At 39.6% G+C, this 19,182-nt stretch carries 18 protein-coding genes and 1 pseudogene; 3 read left to right on the top strand and 16 right to left on the bottom strand.

The genetic code is table 11. The features are described 5' to 3' along the window. The first annotated feature begins 76 nt into the window (after window positions 1-76). Window positions 77-1,294: a site-specific integrase gene (locus tag WMO31_RS02115; protein ID WP_257352685.1), complete on the top strand. Its 1,218-nt coding sequence runs from the start codon at window positions 77-79 to the stop codon at window positions 1,292-1,294. A gap of 65 nt (window positions 1,295-1,359) precedes the next feature. Here the strand turns inward: WMO31_RS02115 and WMO31_RS02110 are convergent, their stop codons facing one another. From WMO31_RS02110 to sufC, 11 genes and pseudogenes are all read right to left on the bottom strand, one after another. Continuing rightward, entirely contained in the window at window positions 1,360-1,785 is a 426-nt protein-coding gene (locus WMO31_RS02110; RefSeq protein ID WP_367999124.1) for a hypothetical protein, read from the bottom strand. A 170-nt stretch (window positions 1,786-1,955) separates the two neighbouring features. Then, a complete protein-coding gene (locus WMO31_RS02105) occupies window positions 1,956-2,420 on the bottom strand; it encodes a hypothetical protein (protein WP_117950393.1) in 465 nt (154 codons plus the stop codon). Window positions 2,421-2,585: 165 nt separating this feature from the next. Beyond that, window positions 2,586-2,882: a hypothetical protein gene (locus tag WMO31_RS02100; protein WP_146135591.1), complete on the bottom strand. Its 297-nt coding sequence runs from the start codon at window positions 2,880-2,882 to the stop codon at window positions 2,586-2,588. A 379-nt stretch (window positions 2,883-3,261) separates the two neighbouring features. Beyond that, a complete protein-coding gene (locus WMO31_RS02095) occupies window positions 3,262-4,128 on the bottom strand; it encodes a hypothetical protein (RefSeq protein WP_367999123.1) in 867 nt (288 codons plus the stop codon). A gap of 11 nt (window positions 4,129-4,139) precedes the next feature. Next, the gene (locus WMO31_RS02090) at window positions 4,140-4,544 is read right to left on the bottom strand and encodes a hypothetical protein (protein WP_367999122.1); all 405 of its coding nucleotides are present in this window, start codon (window positions 4,542-4,544) and stop codon (window positions 4,140-4,142) included. 214 nt (window positions 4,545-4,758) lie between these two features. Beyond that, complete coding sequence (locus tag WMO31_RS02085; RefSeq protein ID WP_367999121.1) at window positions 4,759-5,781, bottom strand: hypothetical protein; 1,023 nt, start codon at window positions 5,779-5,781, stop codon at window positions 4,759-4,761. Window positions 5,782-5,949: 168 nt separating this feature from the next. Then, window positions 5,950-6,375: a Fe-S cluster assembly sulfur transfer protein SufU gene (gene sufU / locus WMO31_RS02080; protein WP_015523703.1), complete on the bottom strand. Its 426-nt coding sequence runs from the start codon at window positions 6,373-6,375 to the stop codon at window positions 5,950-5,952. Further along, entirely contained in the window at window positions 6,365-7,582 is a 1,218-nt protein-coding gene (locus WMO31_RS02075) for an aminotransferase class V-fold PLP-dependent enzyme (protein WP_367999120.1), read from the bottom strand. Before WMO31_RS02075 ends, sufU begins: the two co-directional genes overlap by 11 nt. After that, window positions 7,563-8,648 carry a SufB/SufD family protein gene (locus tag WMO31_RS02070; protein ID WP_367999119.1) on the bottom strand — a complete coding sequence of 362 codons (1,086 nt, stop codon included), beginning with the start codon at window positions 8,646-8,648 and terminating at the stop codon, window positions 7,563-7,565. The genes WMO31_RS02075 and WMO31_RS02070 overlap by 20 nt, the downstream gene beginning before the upstream one ends. Window positions 8,649-8,658: 10 nt before the next feature. Next, a pseudogene (sufB, locus tag WMO31_RS02065) lies at window positions 8,659-10,116 on the bottom strand (Fe-S cluster assembly protein SufB); the annotation flags it as partial. Beyond that, on the bottom strand, window positions 10,079-10,840 hold the full coding sequence (sufC, locus tag WMO31_RS02060) for a Fe-S cluster assembly ATPase SufC (RefSeq protein ID WP_101069842.1): 762 nt from the start codon (window positions 10,838-10,840) through the stop codon (window positions 10,079-10,081). The gene sufC and the pseudogene sufB, both read right to left, overlap by 38 nt. A gap of 183 nt (window positions 10,841-11,023) precedes the next feature. On the opposite strand from sufC, the gene WMO31_RS02055 reads away from it, so the two are divergent. Then, the gene (locus WMO31_RS02055) at window positions 11,024-11,431 is read left to right on the top strand and encodes an RrF2 family transcriptional regulator (protein ID WP_015523698.1); all 408 of its coding nucleotides are present in this window, start codon (window positions 11,024-11,026) and stop codon (window positions 11,429-11,431) included. A gap of 131 nt (window positions 11,432-11,562) precedes the next feature. Beyond that, window positions 11,563-12,159, top strand: a complete 597-nt coding sequence (locus WMO31_RS02050) for a DUF4364 family protein (protein WP_117837462.1) — start codon at window positions 11,563-11,565, stop codon at window positions 12,157-12,159. A gap of 55 nt (window positions 12,160-12,214) precedes the next feature. Here the strand turns inward: WMO31_RS02050 and WMO31_RS02045 are convergent, their stop codons facing one another. The 5 genes from WMO31_RS02045 to uvrB form a co-directional block, all read right to left on the bottom strand. Further along, window positions 12,215-12,475, bottom strand: coding sequence for a pro-sigmaK processing inhibitor BofA family protein (locus tag WMO31_RS02045; protein WP_021883287.1), 261 nt, complete (start codon window positions 12,473-12,475; stop codon window positions 12,215-12,217). An 83-nt stretch (window positions 12,476-12,558) separates the two neighbouring features. Beyond that, a complete protein-coding gene (secG, locus tag WMO31_RS02040; RefSeq protein ID WP_015523696.1) occupies window positions 12,559-12,810 on the bottom strand; it encodes a preprotein translocase subunit SecG in 252 nt (83 codons plus the stop codon). Window positions 12,811-12,935: 125 nt separating this feature from the next. Continuing rightward, window positions 12,936-15,179, bottom strand: a complete 2,244-nt coding sequence (locus WMO31_RS02035; protein WP_367999118.1) for a DNA gyrase subunit A — start codon at window positions 15,177-15,179, stop codon at window positions 12,936-12,938. 16 nt (window positions 15,180-15,195) lie between these two features. After that, a complete protein-coding gene (locus WMO31_RS02030) occupies window positions 15,196-17,181 on the bottom strand; it encodes a DNA gyrase/topoisomerase IV subunit B (RefSeq protein WP_117846600.1) in 1,986 nt (661 codons plus the stop codon). Between the two features lie 15 nt (window positions 17,182-17,196). Then, a complete protein-coding gene (gene uvrB, locus WMO31_RS02025; protein WP_117930638.1) occupies window positions 17,197-19,155 on the bottom strand; it encodes an excinuclease ABC subunit UvrB in 1,959 nt (652 codons plus the stop codon). Window positions 19,156-19,182 lie beyond the last annotated feature (27 nt).

Here is a 19,182-nt window from a genome sequence, read left to right as displayed (position 1 = left end):
CCGGGCCATGATTGCGGTATAATAAGGTTGTATCTCGTATCAAGGCTCATTCCGGGGCGGAAAGGAGCTGCATACTATGTCAGAGAAACGGCGCGACAGTAAAGGCCGCATTTTAAGAACCGGAGAGAGCCAAAGAAAAGACGGGAGATACGCATATAAGTACACAGACGCATACGGGAAGCCCCAATTTGTTTATGCTTGGAAGCTGGTGCCCACCGATAAGACCCCTGCGGGCAAGAGAGATGATAAATCTCTGCGGGAAAAAGAAAAGGAAATCCGCAGGGATATAGACGATGGGATCGACACCATCGGCAAAAAAATAACGGTGTGTCAGCTCTATGTCAAGCACACCTCTTTGAAAAAGAACGTCAAGCGCGGTACGGAAAAGGGCCGTAAAAACTTTCTGAAGCTGCTGGGTGATGATCCTCTCGGCTCGCAAAGCATTGAGGATGTAAAGCCATCCGACGCAAAAGCCTGGGCCATCCGAATGAGCGAGAAAGGCTACGGCTACCAGACTATTAAAAACTACCAGCGTTCTTTACTGGCGGTTTTCTACACAGCGGTGGAGGATAATTACATCCGTAAAAATCCTTTCCGGTTTGCGCTGAACACGGTGCTGGATGATGACCGTGAGGAAAAAATCATCCTTACCCCGGAACAGGAAGAACGCCTCATTGCCTTTGCACAGAGCGACCCGGTTTATTCCAAATATGCGGATGAGCTTATCATCCTCTCGGAAACAGGAGTGCGGATTTCAGAGCTTTGCGGTTTCACCACCCACCTGGATTTCAAAAACCGTGCAATCCTGGTAGACCACCAGCTTTTGCGGGACGCTGAAATAGGCTTCTATATTGAAACGCCCAAGACCAAAAAAGGCGTCCGGCAGCTTCACATGAGCGAGAAAGCCTATGAAGCGTTCCGGCGCATACTCAAACGGCGCGGCAAAGTGGAAACAATCACGGTGGATGGCTACACGGACTTCCTGTTCCTCAATCGGAATGGCTTGCCCAAGACTTCGGCCAACTATAATGCCATGATGAAAGGGCTTGTGAAGAAGTATAACAAGCTCCACAAGGAGCAGCTACCCAACATCACAGCCCACACGTTCCGGCATGATTTCTGCACAAGGATGGCCAATGCCGGCATGAACCCCAAAGCCTTGCAATACCTCATGGGCCATGCGTCCATCACTATGACGTTAGGCTATTATGCTCATGCGTCCTTTGAATCTGCAAAGGCGGAGATGGAACGGATTGAGGCCGCAAAAGCAGCGCCAGCCCCAATGGCTGCGTAGTAGTAAAGGCCGGTTTTACTACCCCTCTACTACTTTTGGACGCAATTTCATACCGAGATGTGCTACTATATGCGAGTTGTTTTCCCATAAAGCAAATGGCGAGAAAGCCTATAAACACAAGCTTTACCGCCATTTGCAGAGTTACATAGGGTTAGGTCAAAAAATTGTTTGAAGTTTAATAGAATTATAAAAATAAAATATACTGATAATCCTAAAAGAATAAAAGGCAATGCCGAACGCAGAGTTATTTTATTTAGTTTTATACTATCAACAAAATCATATCTCTTTACTTTTAGAATAAAATAAAAAATAATCATAATTAATGAACAAGCAATTATCTCCATAACATAGGTTGACATTTGAGGGAGATTTAAATTTATTTTACTAAAGCATACATATATAAATGAAATTATTAATGCACATATTATTGGTGTAAATGAAAAAATAAAAAAATAACTCACCGATTCACATATAGCTTTAAACTTATTCAAAACTATTCCTCCTATTAAAAACTAATTTTATATGATAACAAAACTGATTTTTGACAGAAAGTATGCAGGGGTACTATAGGTATTTAAAAACAATCTGTCTATTGAGTCGAACAGATTTATGATGTAATAGTATTTGTTCATAAGAAATTTCTTTCCGAAAAGATAAATAATCAGTCGATTGATATGTAATTAAATTTACTGTAATCAATTCCTGTGCTTTTCAAATTATCAAATTTAGAATATTTGAAATTGTTATTGCAATCGACCAGAATAATGGTATCATTGTTTAACAACTCCATTATAACATAATCATTTGAAGAATAACAATCCTTAATTTTATCAGCAAGAAGTTCTTTTGAACCGTTCAGAACATCCTCACCTTCTATCATTCCGCTTGAGTCAACCATATTTTTATCAATGACTTTAACACAATCCTTTTCGCCATCAGCAAGGTTGTGCCAAACAAGAAGCGTATTGTTTATTTTGACTGCATATCCATCACGATTAACCGAAAAATGTTCTCCTACTTTAAGATTTTTATAAGATTCATAATCATCAATCGAAGGATCACAGGCGGATAATAAACAAAGGATACACAAAGTACTCACTATTGTACAAACAACTTTTTTAAACATAAAAACACTCATTATCATTTTCAATATATTTCAGTATCTTTTTGACATACACTAAAAATTTTCTTCATAATATTTTAAGAATTCATCAGCCTGTTTGTTTGGATTTGCTGATTTTATGTATTTTGTAATACTGCAATCGCCGTACCAAACCGAGATATATTTTTATTACGGATAAAAAAGCTCTTTAGGCAACAAAAATGTGTAAGGTGCGGTTATTATTGCCATTGTAAGAGATGCAATTATTTTCTGCTTTTTAGAAAGTCCTTTATTGTTAAATGACACACGATAATTAAAAGCAAAAATAAAAATACTGCTAAACAGAATACCGCTGACAATAAACAAAACTCCGTAGATGCTGTCATAACAGGAGTGGTTAGTTGCAAGATATATTCCCGAAAGAATTTGTTTTCCGATATCGTTGCCCTCGTAATATTTCGCACCTGACCCAATAGATATTGCCATTAGATACAGCACACCTAAAAAATCAGAAAGAAATCCATACAGAAATACGGGAATTATTGATTTCTTATACAATTGCCAAGTGAATTTCTTGTAAATAAAAATTGAAATTATTAAGAGAACTATTGAATCTATTATGAAATTCCCTAAGGCTGATACAATCCAAAGAATGGGAACAAAGAAGAACAGCATAAACGGCGGCAAAATCATATTGTATAATTTAACATCTTTTTTCATAATATCACCTTTTTAATGATTATTTTCAGTTCACTATATACCAATTCGGTTTATGATAACAAATCAGCTTATTGCAAGCTGATCTTGCACAAATAAATTTTTAAGGCAATCCCCCATAGTATACTTCCTATCTGATTTCGATATTTTAAATACAAAGTAATATTATCACCAATGAAATGCAATACAACAACATCAGCAGTATATGCATTACAATTAGTTTGCATTTATAATTTTGGATTGATGTTACTTTTATATTTTGATTTTCCGATTTTATAAAATCAGAAATATTGTATGCCGTATGATACACTATACCTATACCTAAACACACATAAATAAAACAAATGAGGAATGCAGACTTGACACCAAAATATATTAGAAAACTACAGGTAATCGGCGGAATAATTGCATAAACAGTCGGCAAAATCAAAGGCTTTTTCAAGGTATGGTAATATTCCTTTTTATTTTTCTTTTCTGCATATGCAACAGCCTTCATAGGGTTGTCATATTTCCTATCCATAAATTTTGCATACTTTGAAATTTGAATAAAAAAGAGAATTCCGCAGAAAATGGAGCAAGCAATTCCGAACCATACGCACAAAAGAAGTTCGTTTGCTTTTTCTTCATATGTGAGATTATTTACAGATTGACCGATTAAATCGGAATCAAGCAAAATAGGTATAATTGACCCGATTAGCAAGCACCAAATTGTCGTTATACCGCTTGCAAGCCACTTTTTCATGTTATCCGATGAATACATTTTAAACAGCCATAACAACATAATTAAAGTTACAGCTATTAAAACAATTGAAACTGAAATTTCAAAAGGGTTATGACTTACAACAAACCTTGACACAAACTGAATCGGCAAACACAGACTTGTCAAAAAGATGTTTTCGGTACAACTCATCAAGTTTACAATAAAATTAATTATCGTAGACATTACAATGAATAACAACAAAAATAAATGAATTTTTTCTACCGACTTAATATTTTTGTAATTGAAATTTTTCATAGTTAACACCATCATTTTAAAGAATCGTAAATGCAATTGAAATTTGCAATTTCTTTCTCATTATACGGTGAATCGGGGTTGTATTCATACATTGACAAAATCCACTCAATCAGCGTGATATCATTGCCGCTTTTAACAAGACAATTGTCGAGCAAATATCTAATTACTGTTTCACGATTGTAGAAAAATGTACCTGAATACATTAGATAATCACACAACAGAATTGTATGCTTGGGTGTATTCTCATTTGAAATTAAGTAAAGAAGATAACAAAACATATCTCGGTTATCAACCGATGAAAATTCTTTTTCAATGTTCTCAAGTGTATATTCAAAGTCGGATTTTTTAAGTTCGTCATATACAAACTGAAAATCTCCGTGTTTGATTTTATTTTTTAATTCTTTGAAATCCGGCATAATATCACCTCGTATATTGATAATTCTTGCTAAATACCTTCAAAAACAATACATATAATTTTTACAATTTAATTATAACTATAAAAAATACAATATGCAACAAATTATGCGGCTTTGTCGGCAAATTTGGAATATATAACAAGGAAGAGTGAATAATTTCAGCAGTAATGACTGTTAAAAATCATCATGCTTTCTTACTGTATTTTCATGAATTTCAGCTTATTGCAAGCTGATCAATTAAGTAACCTTTCACCCATGAATTAGCCACTCCTCGAGGCAAAATGTAGTTAATTGTGTAACAATACAAGAAATTCTTTGTTGCAAGCAGTTCGTCACAGTCGCATTTGTCAGCAATTTTAGCAGGTTTATTAGAGCCGACTTCGAGTTTCCATATACCGTTATAGGGGCTTTCAACCGTTTTGCGTATTATCGCCGATTCTGTTTTCTCGGATATGTAGTAAACACAATCGTTATTGGATGTAATAAATTTAACATCGGGATGCTGAATTGTCGGATAATTTACATCTTTATCAAGACATACATTGTTTACGGTTTGGGTTTCATCGCAAAAGAACCAGAAAGTGTCTTGGCATACCGTTACATAGCGAAGTCCGTTTACATAATTTGCATTTTTACTTTTGAGCAATTTGCAGGATTTCAGGTCATATTTTTTGAAAATATACTGCTTTCCTACTTTGAGGCTGTAACCGTATTCATCTGTTTCATCCTCAAAAATACGCTCCGCAATATAGAGATTGCCATCTGAAATATTTATATAATAAATCTGATTATCAAACTTAATATTCCCTATATTTTCAATGGTATCAGAGTTTTTCAATATTACAGAATCATTCTTTGTATAAGCAATAACTTCATTGTTACAAACAAAACTTCGGCAATCGGTGTCTATGATTTTTCGTGTGTTTGTTGTTGTATCAAGACAGCAGAGCTTATTGCCGTTAATATAGAATAAATTATCGTTAATCAGACAACCGTTTGAAGGCAAATTTACGGTTGAATTGTTTTTTGAATCATAAGCTGTAACCTTAGTTTTTCTGTAATCTGCCGCTGCAAGCGTTCCGTCATTATAGGACAGGTAACTGTTGTTAAAATATGAATCTGTGTCGGAATCGTAAACCATATTAAATGAAGGATTATAAAAGAAAAGCAAATATGCAGATACAATGCAGACAACTGTCAATACGGATATTAAAACGAGAGTACATTTCTTTTTCATAAGTATCACCTCTTTGCACTTTTATTATACTATTTTAAAGCAATATTTGTCAAGATTTGTATTAGTTATTTTAATACATTAATCCCGATTTTTTAAATAAAAATCGGGGAACAGAAATTATTTTATCTGTTCCCCGAATGTGTTTTATAAAATATTAAATTCAGTAAATTATTCTTTTACAATGTTTTCAAATGTGTGCCAACCGAGAACTGCACATTTTACACGGGCAGGCATATGAGAAATGTCAGACAATGCTCCGCCCTCCTCAAGCTCTTCAATTTCTTCGTCAGTTGCTTTGCCTTGAATCATTTTAAGGAAAATATCTTTCAGATGTTCGGCTTCATCAACTGTTTTGCCGATAATCAAATCAAGCATAATATCGGCTGACGCCTGAGAAATTGCACAGCCGTCACCTGTAAACGAACCGTCTGTAATCACACCGTCTTTGATATTAAGATTAAGCACAATGTCATCACCGCAGCTTGGATTCACACCCTCAAGGCTTGCCGTTGCCGTATCAAGCGGATGTTTGTGCATTGGATGAAGATTGTGATCGGTCAGGATTTCATTGTAAAAGCTTCTGTTATTCTCCATATCCCATTCTCCTTCTGACAGATGACACGCTGTTCAAAAATGCATCAATGTCATCTTTCGTATTGTAGAAATAAATGCTTGCCCTTGTTGTTGACGGAACGCCTAAAAATTCCATCAAAGGCTGTGCGCAATGGTGTCCTGCACGGACTGCAATACCGTCAGCGTCAAGAATACTGCTGACATCATGCGGATGAACTCCGTCAATTGTAAAGCTGATAATTCCGCAATGCTCTTTCGGGTTGTTACTTCCTTGAATATGGATGTGAGGAATTTTCATAAGTCCGTCAAAGGCTCTTTTGGTAAGTTCTTCTTCAATACCGCCAATTGTATCAAAACCAATATTTTGAATATATTCAATTGCGGTTTTCAACCCCCATGCGCCAGCCGCATTTACCGTTCCTGCCTCGAATTTATGCGGTAAATCGGAATAGATAACCTTGTCCCTTGTAACGGAATCAATCATCTCACCGCCCGTTAAAAACGGCGGCATTTTTTCAAGAAGGCTTTCTTTGCCGTACAATACACCGATTCCGAAGGGTGCCATAAGTTTGTGACCGGAAAATGCAAGAAAATCTACATCAAGCGACTGAACATCAACGGGAATGTGCGGAACGCTCTGTGATGCGTCAAGCACAACAACTGCACCGCATTCCTTTGCAAGCTCTGTGATACGCTTTATGGGAGTTTTGCAACCGAGTACATTTGATATGTGAGTTACTGCCACAAGCCTTGTACGCTCCGAAAAAGCCTGTTTCAGCTGTTCTTCGGTAATTGTGCCGTCAGAGTTGCATTCAATGTACTTTACCGCTGCGCCCGTTTTTTCTGCAACAACTCTCCATGGCAACTGGTTGCTGTGGTGTTCCATTACAGTGACAAGAATTTCGTCACTTTTTTTTAGGAAATTCATTCCGTAGCTGTAGGCAACAAGATTGAGGCTCTCGGTTGCATTGCGTGTAAATATTATTTCACGCTCCGACCTTGCATTAATGAACTTTCTGACTGTTTCACGGGATTGCTCATAACACTCGGTTGCTTTGAAACCCAAATCATAAAGTCCACGCAGAGGATTTGCATTGCATTTTTTGTAGAACTCCATTTCCGAATTTATAACTGATTCAGGTCTTTGAGCAGTTGCGGCACTGTCGAGATAGACTACAGGATTTTCTCGCAAAAGCGGAAAATCTTCCTTAAAGTTTTTCATTTGCATAGCCTGTAACCTCCTCCAGACAGGATTTTGCAAGCGTTTCAAGCTCTTCATCACCGATTTTCGAGCATAAAGCGTCAAGCTTTGCACGAGCCATAAGGTTACAAGCCTCTTCTTCGTCAAGACCTCTGCTTGCAAGATAGAAAAGCACATCATCGGACGGTCTGCCGATTGACGCACCGTGGTTGCCCTCAACATCCTCTTCCGCACAAAGAATGAGCGGTACGGTCTGATTGATTACATCTTCACCTAAAATTAGAACATCTTCGTTCTCGTCACCTTTTGCACCTGATGAGCCGAGTGGGAAATCAATTGTACCACGGAATAATTTATGTGCTTTATCTCTCAAGACACCTCCGGCATTCATTGAGCTGACGGTCTTTTTGCCGATATGCTCGGCAACATAGTTCATATCAAGCAACTGCTCGTCCTTGCAATAGTAGCCGACATTGAGGTCAAGATTGCTCTGCCTGCCCAAAAGCGTTGTCTTTGTGCCTGTATAGGTTTCATTTCCGCCGATAAAAAGCTGTAATATCTCTGCGGTTGCATTATCTTCACATTCTGCACCGACATCGTTTATAAAGCGGAAATTTTGCGAAAGGAGATTAAGCTGTACGAGTCTGATTTTTGCGCCTTTTTCAGCTTTAAATTTCGTTCTTACGGCACAAATACCGTTTGCATTCCACGCTGACTGCATTGCCATAAACACGGTAAGTTCTGTGTTTTCGGGAGCGTAAAGTTCTACATCTGCAAAAGCGTTTTCACCGTTTTTGCAATTAAAAAACAGCTTTTCGCTTTTTGTTTTATCAGCCGATATTCTGATTTTTTCAGGCTGTGATATTTTTGAGATTTCGTCAATCTCCTCGCCCATACCTGTCTGAATATTTGCAAATGAATCCCAGATTTTTGAATCTGAAATATTTGTATATTTTTCGATTATTTCTTTTTGAACAGGAATACTGTTCCAACCGTCAACGGGAATATTTCGGATTTTTGCCCGATTCACTCCCAATCGGTTCCAAGTGGGTGACGGAAGAAAGTTCACTGTTAAGTCTTTATTATCAACCATAATGTCCTCCTTATCCGATACTGCCCTTCATCTCAAGCTGAATGAGATTGTTCATTTCAACCGCATATTCAAGCGGAAGTTCCTTTGACACATTGTCTGCAAAACCGCTGACTATCATCGCCCTTGCATCCTCTTCACTAAGACCTCTTGACATAAGGTAGAATACAGCCTCATCGCTGATTCTGCCTATTTTCGCCTCATGACCGATATCTGCGTGCGGAGTTCTGATATCCATTACAGGAATAGTATCTGAGCGTGACTTTGAATCAAGCATAAGCGACTGACACGAAACGGCAGATTTTGCATTTTCGGCAGATTTGTTTACAACAACGGAGCTTCTGAATGTGCTGATACCGCCGTCTTTTGAAATTGACCTTGTGTTCATAAACGAAGATGTTTCTTTGCCGATATGAACTACTTTTGCGCCTGTATCAAGATTCTGTCCCTTGCCTGCAAATGTAATGCCCGTAAACTCCATTCTTGAACGGTCGCCTTTTAAAATTGTCATCGGATAAAGATACGACACATGAGAACCGAATGAACCCGATACCCATTCCATAGTACCGCCATCTTCAACAAGCGCTCTTTTGGTGTTAAGGTTGTACATATTTTTTGACCAGTTTTCAATTGTTGAATATCTGAGTCTTGCATTTTTCTTTACAAAAAGCTCAACGCATCCTGCGTGAAGATTTGCTATGTTATATTTCGGAGCAGAACAACCCTCTATAAAATGCAGGTCTGCACCCTCGTCAACGATAATGAGCGTGTGTTCAAACTGACCTGCACCGGGTGCATTAAGTCTGAAATATGACTGCAACGGAATTTCTACAGATACTCCCGGCGGAACATACACAAACGAACCTCCTGACCATACTGCACCGTGAAGTGCGGCAAATTTGTGGTCATTCGGACGGACAAGTTTCATAAAATATTTTTTTACCATGTCGGCATACTCGCCCTTTAACGCACTCTCCATATCGGTATATACTACGCCCTGTGCGGCAACCTCTTCACGAACATTGTGGTACACAAGCTCGGAATCATACTGTGCTCCGACACCTGCAAGGGACTTTCTCTCTGCCTGAGGAATACCGAGTCTTTCAAATGTATTCTTGATATCTTCGGGGACTTCCGACCATTTTGCGGTCATCCTTGTGTTCGGACGGACATAGGTTGCAATATTGTCCATATTAAGTCCGTCAATGGGCGGTCCCCAGTTTGGAACTTTGAGTTCATTATAAATTTGAAGTGACTGCAAACGGAAATTCTGCATCCACACGGGATCGTTCTTTTCCTTTGAAATTTTTTCTACGATTGAGGCATCAAGACCTGATTTGATACGGTAGGCATCATTTTCTTCGTCTTTGATATCGTAGACACTTCTGTCAACATCATCGACATATGTTCTTTCTTTCATCTTAATACCTCCGTCAGAACTTTTCTGCATAAAGTTCAAGATACTTCTCAAAACCGTGTTCATTGATTTCATCAATCAACGATGCGTCGCCTGTTTTAACTATATGGCCGTTTACCATAATATGGGTATAATCAACTTTGAGAGATTCGAGAATACCTGTGCTGTGTGTGATGATGAGCAATGCACCGTCACGGTTTTTCTGATAGTGTTCAACGCCCTTTGAAACTGTGCGAACCGCATCAACATCAAGACCCGAGTCTGTTTCGTCAAGAATTGCAAGCTTTGGATTGAGTAAAAGCATCTGCAAAATTTCTGCTTTTTTCTTTTCACCGCCCGAAAAACCTACATTTAGATCACGCTCGGAATATGACGGATCCATCTGCAAAAGCTCCATAGCCTCCCTGAGCTCTTTTTTAAAGTCCCAAAGGCGGATTCTTTTGCCACGGTTCTTTTCAAGAGCATTACGAATAAATGATGAAAGTGAAAGCCCAGGAACTTCAAGGGGACTTTGGAATGAAAGAAAAATTCCGTCCTTTGACCTTTTATCGGGTGTTTCATCGTTAATGTTTTTTCCGTTAAAAAGTATTTCGCCTGAATTAAGCGTATATTTAGGACTGCCCATAAGTGCAAATCCAAGCGTTGACTTGCCTGCACCGTTAGGTCCCATAAGCACATGCGTTTCACCTTTGTTTATACTAAGATTTATATCGTGCAGAATTTCCTTTTCCTCTACACTTACAGTCAAACCGTTTACATCAAGTAATTTGTCTGCCATTTCATAATCCCACCTTGTTATATTATCAACCCACCAAAGGAGTGGATAATTAAAATATAACCTTTTCAACCCATTTTGTCAATGGGTTGGTATTGCATTTTTATCGTTTTTTGTATATAATCAAGGTATATAAGCAAAACAGGCTTACAAAATATGCAAGCCTTGCCAAAAGGGGATAATTTTATGCTGATTTCAAGTAAAGGTCGTTACACGCTGTATGTGCTTGTCGATCTGGCAAAAAACGGGCAGAACAGATATATTCCGCTCAAAGAAATTGCAGAAAGACAGAATATTTCCAAAAAATATATGGAAGGCATACTCAAAACCCTTGTTGACCGCAATCTGCTTGAGGGCGTAAAAGGAAAGGGCGGCGGATATAAGCTGACCAAAGAACCAAAAGATTATTCACTCGGTGAAATTCTCAGGCTTACGGAAGGCGACCTTGCATCTGTCCCATGTACTTCAAAAACTCACGAACATTGCAATCATATGGAATCGTGTCCCTCACATCCTATCTGGCAACAGCTTGACAATTTAATCAATAATTACCTTGACAGTGTAACTCTTGCAAATTTACTTAATAATGAATAAAATAAATACGCACAACCTCTTTGCTTTTGTGAAGATAATGTGCTATAATAACAATAGACAGATATAATTTAAGTTATTTTTGCACAAATTAAGCTGTCACTACGAATCTATCAGCAAAAGCAGGTGATTTTATGGCTTTCGATACATTTGACGAGGGTATTAATCCCGGTGGAATGAGAAGCAAAAACGAAATTAAAACCTTGATATGTTATTTGTATAATTCCGTAAAAGAAAATATAGACAAAGGAATTGTCATACAGGCAATTCTAAAGCAGGGACTTGCCAATTATTTTGAAACAAGTTCCGCCTTTGACGACCTTGTTACAAACGGTAACCTTGTGCCTGCCGATGATGAACACAAAACATATGCGCTCACGGAAAACGGTGTTGAAATTGCAAAACAGCTTGACAGCATTCTTGCGTACTCTATCAAAGAAAAGGCATACGCTTGTGCGGTTAAGCTCCTTGCCGTAAAGAAAAATGAGATTGAAAACAAGGTTGATATTGTAAAAAGTTCAAACGGATTTACTGTTAAATGTTCGGTGTCCGGCGGTGATATGGATTTGATGAAGCTTGATGTTTATGCTCCCGAAATGGAACAGGCTCTTATTCTCAAAAAAAATTTTCTTGACAACCCGAAAAAAGCGTACAAAATTATGCTTGCACTCCTGACCAAAGACAAAGAAACCGTTGGTGAGGCTCTTGAGGAACTTTACGGCATTGTATAAAATTTCATACAAACAATTAAGGGGCTGTCGATGTGACCGCCCCTTCTGTGATTATTCAGAAAAAAAGATTAAGACCGAGCATAAGCGTTACTCCGGGTATTCCTCCTATTATTGATACCAAAAGTGATAAAAGGCTTATGGGCAAAGTTACGCCCGTAAAAGCTCCCGTCAAATTGACCGCAAACAATGTTGCCGCTCCCAAAGTCATTGAAAGCAGAGAGCGTTTGAACGGATGCTTGTTTTTGCCGAGAAAGTGCAAGATTGCGAAAGTTATAAATGTTACAAAAATAATCAGACATATTCCCCACCAAGGCATTTTTAACAACTCCATATAAAAAGTAAAACCGCCAGAGGATTGCCCTGACGGTTAATTTTATGCTGATTATTAAGTTAATATGCTTACAGTATACCGAACTTTGAAAGCACATTAAGTGCAATTACAAAAATTACGAATATTGCAGCAAAAACTTTTGTCCAGCGTGAGAGGAACGCATCAATCGAACGAGCCTTATTCTTTGAGAAATAAGAATCGGCAACACCTGTTACAGCACCGATACCCTGCTGATTACCCTCCTGAAGGATAATTACAACGATAATGGCAACAGATACGATTGCGAGCAATACGCCTAAAACAATGCCCCAAATGCTCATTTTTATCTTCCTTTCATTTAATAAATACGAATAAAACAAATTCTGCTTTAATAACTGTTTTATAATACCACATAAACACAGCTTTTTCAAGAGATATTACAAGATTTTTATTAATTTTTTCAAAATCAAATCAGCGAAAGCTGTTCGTCTTTTGAATCATCGTTCACGGGCAACGCACCTCTTGCAGGAAGTGAACCTGTTCTGTAACGCTTTGGATTTGTAAAAGTACCGTCTTTATAGCGTTCTATGCTAAAAAGTCTGTGACCTTTTTGGGGCTTGAGAACGGCAACACCCTGTGTTGAACGGGTTGTTTTGAGAGCGAGTGCACCCGTGTGAACAAGGAGCATATTTCCCGATGACGCCTTGAAGAGTACCTCTTCGTCCTCAGGTATATAGAGAAGTCCGACAAGCGGAGATTTGTCGGAATATGCGCCCGTGAGCTTTTTACGGTTAGTCTTTGTTGCGTAGGATTCAAGCGGAACTTTTGCAGCCTTGCCGTTTTCAAAAGCAAAGAGCAGCATACCCTTGTAATCTTTTGTAACAACCATTTTCACAGCATTTTCGCCTTCATCAAAGCCAAGCTTTGCGGCAACATAGTCACCGAGTACGCTTGCCTTTGTCTGTGCAAAATCATCAGCCTTTGCCTTATACACCTGACACTTGTCTGTAAAGAACAAAAGGTCGCAGTTGTTTGTGAACTCAAGCTCCTGAATGATTTCGTCACCGTCTTTGAGCTTTTGTTCACCGCTCATTCTGAGCGACTGCGGAGTAATCTTCTTGAAATATCCCTCTTTTGTAAAGAAAAGATTAACAGGATAATCGGGAATCTCGACTGTCTCTTCCTCATATCTTGCAACATCGTCATAGATTATGATACTCTTTCTCGGCTGACCGTATTTCTCGGCAATTGATTTGAGTTCTTTGACAATGATTGTCTTGATTCTTGCCTTGCTCTTTAAAATTTCGTCAAGCTCGGCAATCTCTTTTTCAAGGTCTTCAAGGTCTTTTGTACGCTTTAAAATGTATTCACGGTTAAGGTGACGAAGTTTTATTTCGGCAACATATTCAGCCTGTATTTCGTCAATTCCGAATCCAATCATAAGGTTTGGCACAACATCGGATTCTTCATCGGTTTCACGAACAATCTTTACTGCCTTGTCAATATCGAGAAGAATTTTTTCAAGACCTCTTAAAAGATGAAGCTTGTCAGCTTTTTTGTTGCGGTCAAAATATGTTCTTCTTCTGACACACTCAATTCTGAAAGCAATCCATTCTTCAAGCAACGCCTTTACACCGAGAACTCTCGGAACACCTGCAATAAGCACATTGAAGTTGCAGGCATAGGAATCTTCGAGTGTTGTAAAGCGGTAAAGCTTTGTCATAAGCTTGTCGGCATCAATGCCACGCTTGAGGTCAATTGTAATTTTAAGTCCGTCAATACCTGTTTCGTCACGAATATCGGAAATTTCCTTGACTTTACCCTGCTTTACAAGGTCGATTACCTTTTCAATGATAACCTCACAAGTTGTTGTGGCAGGAATTGAAAGTATATCTATACAGTTTGCAGACTTGTCATAGACATACTTTGCACGGAGTTTGATACTTCCTCTGCCGGTTTCATAGACTTGATTGATGACATTTTCGTCATAGATAATCTGACAACCGCCTGTAAAATCAGGAGCCGGCAGAGTTGACTTTATATCATGGTCGGGATCACGGATTAGTGCCGCTGTTGTTTCGCAGATTTCACGCAGATTGAATGAACAGATATTTGACGCCATACCAACGGCAATACCTGTGTTTGCGTTTACAAGTACAGACGGAAATGCAACCGGCAAAAGTGACGGTTCTTTCATTGTATTATCGTAGTTATCTACAAAATCTACGGTATCTTTGTCTATATCACGAAACAGCTCGTTGCAGATTGCGTCAAGCTTTGCCTCAGTATAACGGGATGCCGCCCACGCCATGTCACGGCTGTAGAATTTACCGAAATTACCCTTTGAATCTACATACGGATGCAAAAGTGCCTCATAGCCCCTTGAAAGACGAACCATTGTGTCGTAAATTGCAGAGTCGCCGTGAGGATTGAGCTTCATTGTTGCACCGACAATGTTTGCCGATTTTGTTCTTCCGCCGTTCAGAAGTCCCATTTTGTACATCATATACAGGAGCTTTCTGTGCGATGGCTTGAACCCGTCGATTTCGGGAATTGCACGGGAGAGAATTACGCTCATTGCATACGGCATATAGTTCTCTCTGATAGTGGAAACGATTGGCTGTTCCACTACTTCACCCGCACCGTTGATTACACCGTGAGTTTTTGACGGTGAAGTTCTGCGGGGAGTCTTTGAAGATTTTTTCGCCATTTATTTCCACCTCCAATCAGCTTACATCAAGCTGGTCAATATATTCGTTGCCGTGTTCTACTATATAATCTTTTCTTCCCTGAAGATTGTCACCGAGAAGAACATCAAAAATTTCCGCTGTCTGTTCTGCATCGGCAGGAAGAACCTTGATAAGTCTGCGTGACTCGGGGTTCATTGTGGTAAGGTTCATCATATCGGGTTCGTTCTCACCAAGACCTTTTGAACGCTGAATTGTGAATTTCTCCTTGCCGAGCTGTTCAATGAACTTATCCTTTTCAACTTCATCGTATGCAAAATAAACATCGTTTTTGGATGTAATTTCATAAAGAGGCGATTCGGCAATAAACACCTTGCCTTCTTCAATGAGTGTAGGTGTAAGTCTGTAAAGCATGGTAAGTAAAAGAGTTCTGATCTGGAAGCCGTCAACATCGGCATCGGTGCAGAGAATAATTTTGCTCCAACGAAGTGCGTTCATATCAAAGCTTGAAAGATTCTTGTTTGCTTTTGACTTAACCTCAACACCGCAACCGAGAACCTTGAGCAAATCGGTAATGATTTCGCTCTTAAAAATCTTATCGTAGTCGGCTTTAAGGCAGTTAAGTATTTTACCTCTGATTGGCATAATCGCCTGAAAATCGGGGTTTCTTGCCTGTTTACAGGCACCGAGAGCAGAATCACCCTCTACTATGAACAGTTCACGCTGTTCCGTGTCTTTACTTCTGCAATCGACAAATTTTGCAACACGGTTTGTTATGTCGAGATTGCCCGAAAGCTTTTTCTTTATGTTAAGTCGTGTTTTCTCAGCATTTTCACGGCTGCGCTTATTGATAAGCACCTGTTCGCAGATTTTTTCTGCCTCAAGCGGATTTTCAATAAAATAGACTTCAAGACTTTGACGGAGAAATGCAGTCATAGCGTCCTGAATACCCTTGTTTGTAACCGCCTTTTTGGTCTGGTTTTCATATGATGAAACACTTGAAAAAGACGAAATAACGCACACAAGGCTGTCCTCAACATCGTCATACTTGATTTTGCTTTCGGTTTTGTTATATTTATTATTTTGTTTTAAGTAGCTATCAATCTGGTAAACAAAGGCATTCCGCACCGCCTTATCGGGAGCGCCGCCGTGTTCAAGCCAGCTTGAGTTGTGGTAGTATTCGGTGAGATGCACTTTATTTGAAAATGCAACCGAGATATCCATTTTGCACTTATATTCGGGCTTATCGTCACGGTCACGGGTTTTAACCTCGGTTTCCCAATGCTGAATTGAGCTGAGTCCGTTTTCACCGACTACCTCGGCAACATGGTCAACAATACCGTTTACATAGTTATAGCTTGTCGTATCAAAGCTTTTGCCGTTTTGATTGCGGAAAACAAATTCAATTCCTGCGTTGACAATAGCCTGTCTTTTCATTATGTCAAGAAAATATTCGGGCTGAATGTCGATATCCGTAAAGACTTCGAGGTCGGGTTTCCAATGAATTTTTGTACCCGTATCCTTTTTGCTGTACGGCTCTTTTTTAAGCTTGCCGACAATCTCGCCTTTTTCAAAACGGAGAGTGTATCGGTAGCCGTCACGGCGGATATCAACATCCATATACTCGGAGCTGTACTGGGTTGAACAAAGACCGAGGCCGTTCATACCAAGGGAAAATTCGTAGCTTTCACCCTCGCTGTTATTATACTTGCCGCCGGCATAGAGTTCGCAGAAAACCAGTTCCCAGTTGTAGCGCTTTTCGTTTTCGTTGTAGTCAACGGGAATTCCTCTGCCGTGATCTTCAACCTCAATTGAGCCGTCGGAATAGCGTGTAACTGTGATTTTTTTACCGTAACCCTCTCTCGCCTCATCTATTGAGTTCGAAAGAATCTCAAACACGGAGTGCTGACAGCCGTCAATACCGTCCGAGCCGAAAATTACGGCAGGACGCTTACGGACACGGTCGGCACCCTTTAGCGTTGTGATACTGGTATTATCATAATCGGTGGTTTTCTTTCTTGGCATTTTACTCTTCCTTTATCATTTTTCACCACGCAGTTTTTTGATTTTGTCACGCAGATATGCGGCGTGTTCAAATTCAAGCAACTTTGCGGCAGCTTTCATTTCCTTTGTCAGTTTTTCTATCAACTGTTGTTTCTGTGCCTTTGAAAGCTTTTTTGTATTTTTAAATTCACTGTCATCGTGAGTAGAAATTTCAAGTATATCGCTGACCTTTTTGACAATAGTCTTTGGAACGATGCCGTGCTCAACATTATATTTATTCTGAATTTCACGGCGGCGCTGTGTTTCGGTTATTGCAACCTTCATTGACGGTGTTACGCTGTCGGCATACATAATAACCGTACCCTCGCTGTTTCGTGCGGCTCTGCCGGCAATCTGAATAAGCGAACGGGTTGAACGGAGAAATCCCTCTTTGTCGGCATCAAGTACGGCAACAAGAGAAACCTCGGGAATATCAAGTCCTTCACGCAGAAGGTTGATTCCGACAAGAACATCAAATTCTCCGAGTCTTAAATCACGGACAATCTCCATTCTTTCAACGGTGTCAATGTCATGGTGCATATAACGAACCCTGATACCCAGCTTTTCAAGATATGCGGTAAGGTCTTCCGCCATTTTCTTGGTAAGGGTTGTGACAAGTGTTCTTTGATTTTTGGCTGTACGGATATTGATTTCGGACACAAGGTCATCGAGCTGACCTTCGGTTGGTCTTACCGAAATTTCAGGATCAAGAAGTCCTGTAGGTCTGATAATCTGCTCTGCAACAACAGCCGATTTTTCAAGCTCAAAATCGCCCGGTGTTGCGCTTACATAAACAGCCTGATTTATTTTTGAATAGAATTCGTCAAAGTTGAGCGGACGGTTATCAAGTGCAGACGGAAGTCTGAAACCGTAGTCAATAAGGCTCTTTTTTCTTGCATAGTCACCCGCAAACATTCCCCGTACCTGTGGAAGCGTTACATGGGACTCATCGACAAAGAGCAGAAAATCATCGGGGAAATAGCTTAAAAGCGTGTACGGCGATGAGCCCGGCGCTCTGCCCGACATTATTCTTGAATAGTTCTCGATACCCGTACAAAATCCGATTTCCTGCAACATTTCCATATCGTACCTTGTACGCTGTTCAAGTCGTTGTGCCTCAAGGAGCTTTCCGTTTTCACGAAAATATGCAAGTCTTTCCTCAAGCTCCCTGTCAATTTCCGCAAGAGCCTTTTTCATCTTATCTCCCGACACAATGTAGTGTGACGCAGGATAGATTGCGGCATGTTTCAGAACAGCTTTGAGTTCGCCCGTAAGCGGATTGATTTCGGAAATTCTGTCGATTTCATCTCCGAAAAATTCGACACGGATTATAGAATCGTTTGATGCGGCAGGGAAAATTTCAACCACATCACCACGAACCCTGAATTTATTACGGGTAAAGCTTACATCATTGCGTTCATACTGCAGTTCAACAAGCTTTTTTACAAGCTCGTCACGGGACTTTTCCATTCCGGGACGAAGTGAGATTACCATATTACGGTAGTCAATAGGATCGCCCAGGCTGTATATGCAAGAAACCGAGGCAACAATAATTACATCTCGTCTTTCGGAAAGTGCAAGCGTTGCGCTGTGGCGGAGTTTATCAATCTCGTCATTGATTGAACTGTCTTTTTCAATATAAGTATCCGTCTGTGCAACATATGCCTCAGGCTGATAGTAATCGTAGTATGACACAAAATATTCAACCGCATTTTCCGGAAAGAACTCTTTGAACTCACTGCAAAGCTGAGCCGCAAGAGTTTTGTTGTGTGCAAGCACAAGTGTCGGTCTTTGAACCCTCTGAATAACATTTGCCATTGTAAAAGTTTTACCCGAACCCGTTACACCGAGGAGCGTCTGTTCACGGTTGCCTGCATTTATACTGTTTACAAGCTTTTCGATTGTCTGCGGCTGGTCGCCTGTCGGCTGATATTTTGAATGAAGTTTAAATTCCATAATACACATCACATTCCAAATACGGAT

The sequence above is a fragment of the Ruminococcoides intestinale genome (assembly GCF_040095935.1).
Classification (GTDB): Bacteria; Bacillota; Clostridia; order Oscillospirales; family Acutalibacteraceae; genus Ruminococcoides; species Ruminococcoides intestinale.
This window is presented reverse-complemented; position numbering and strand designations above follow the sequence as displayed.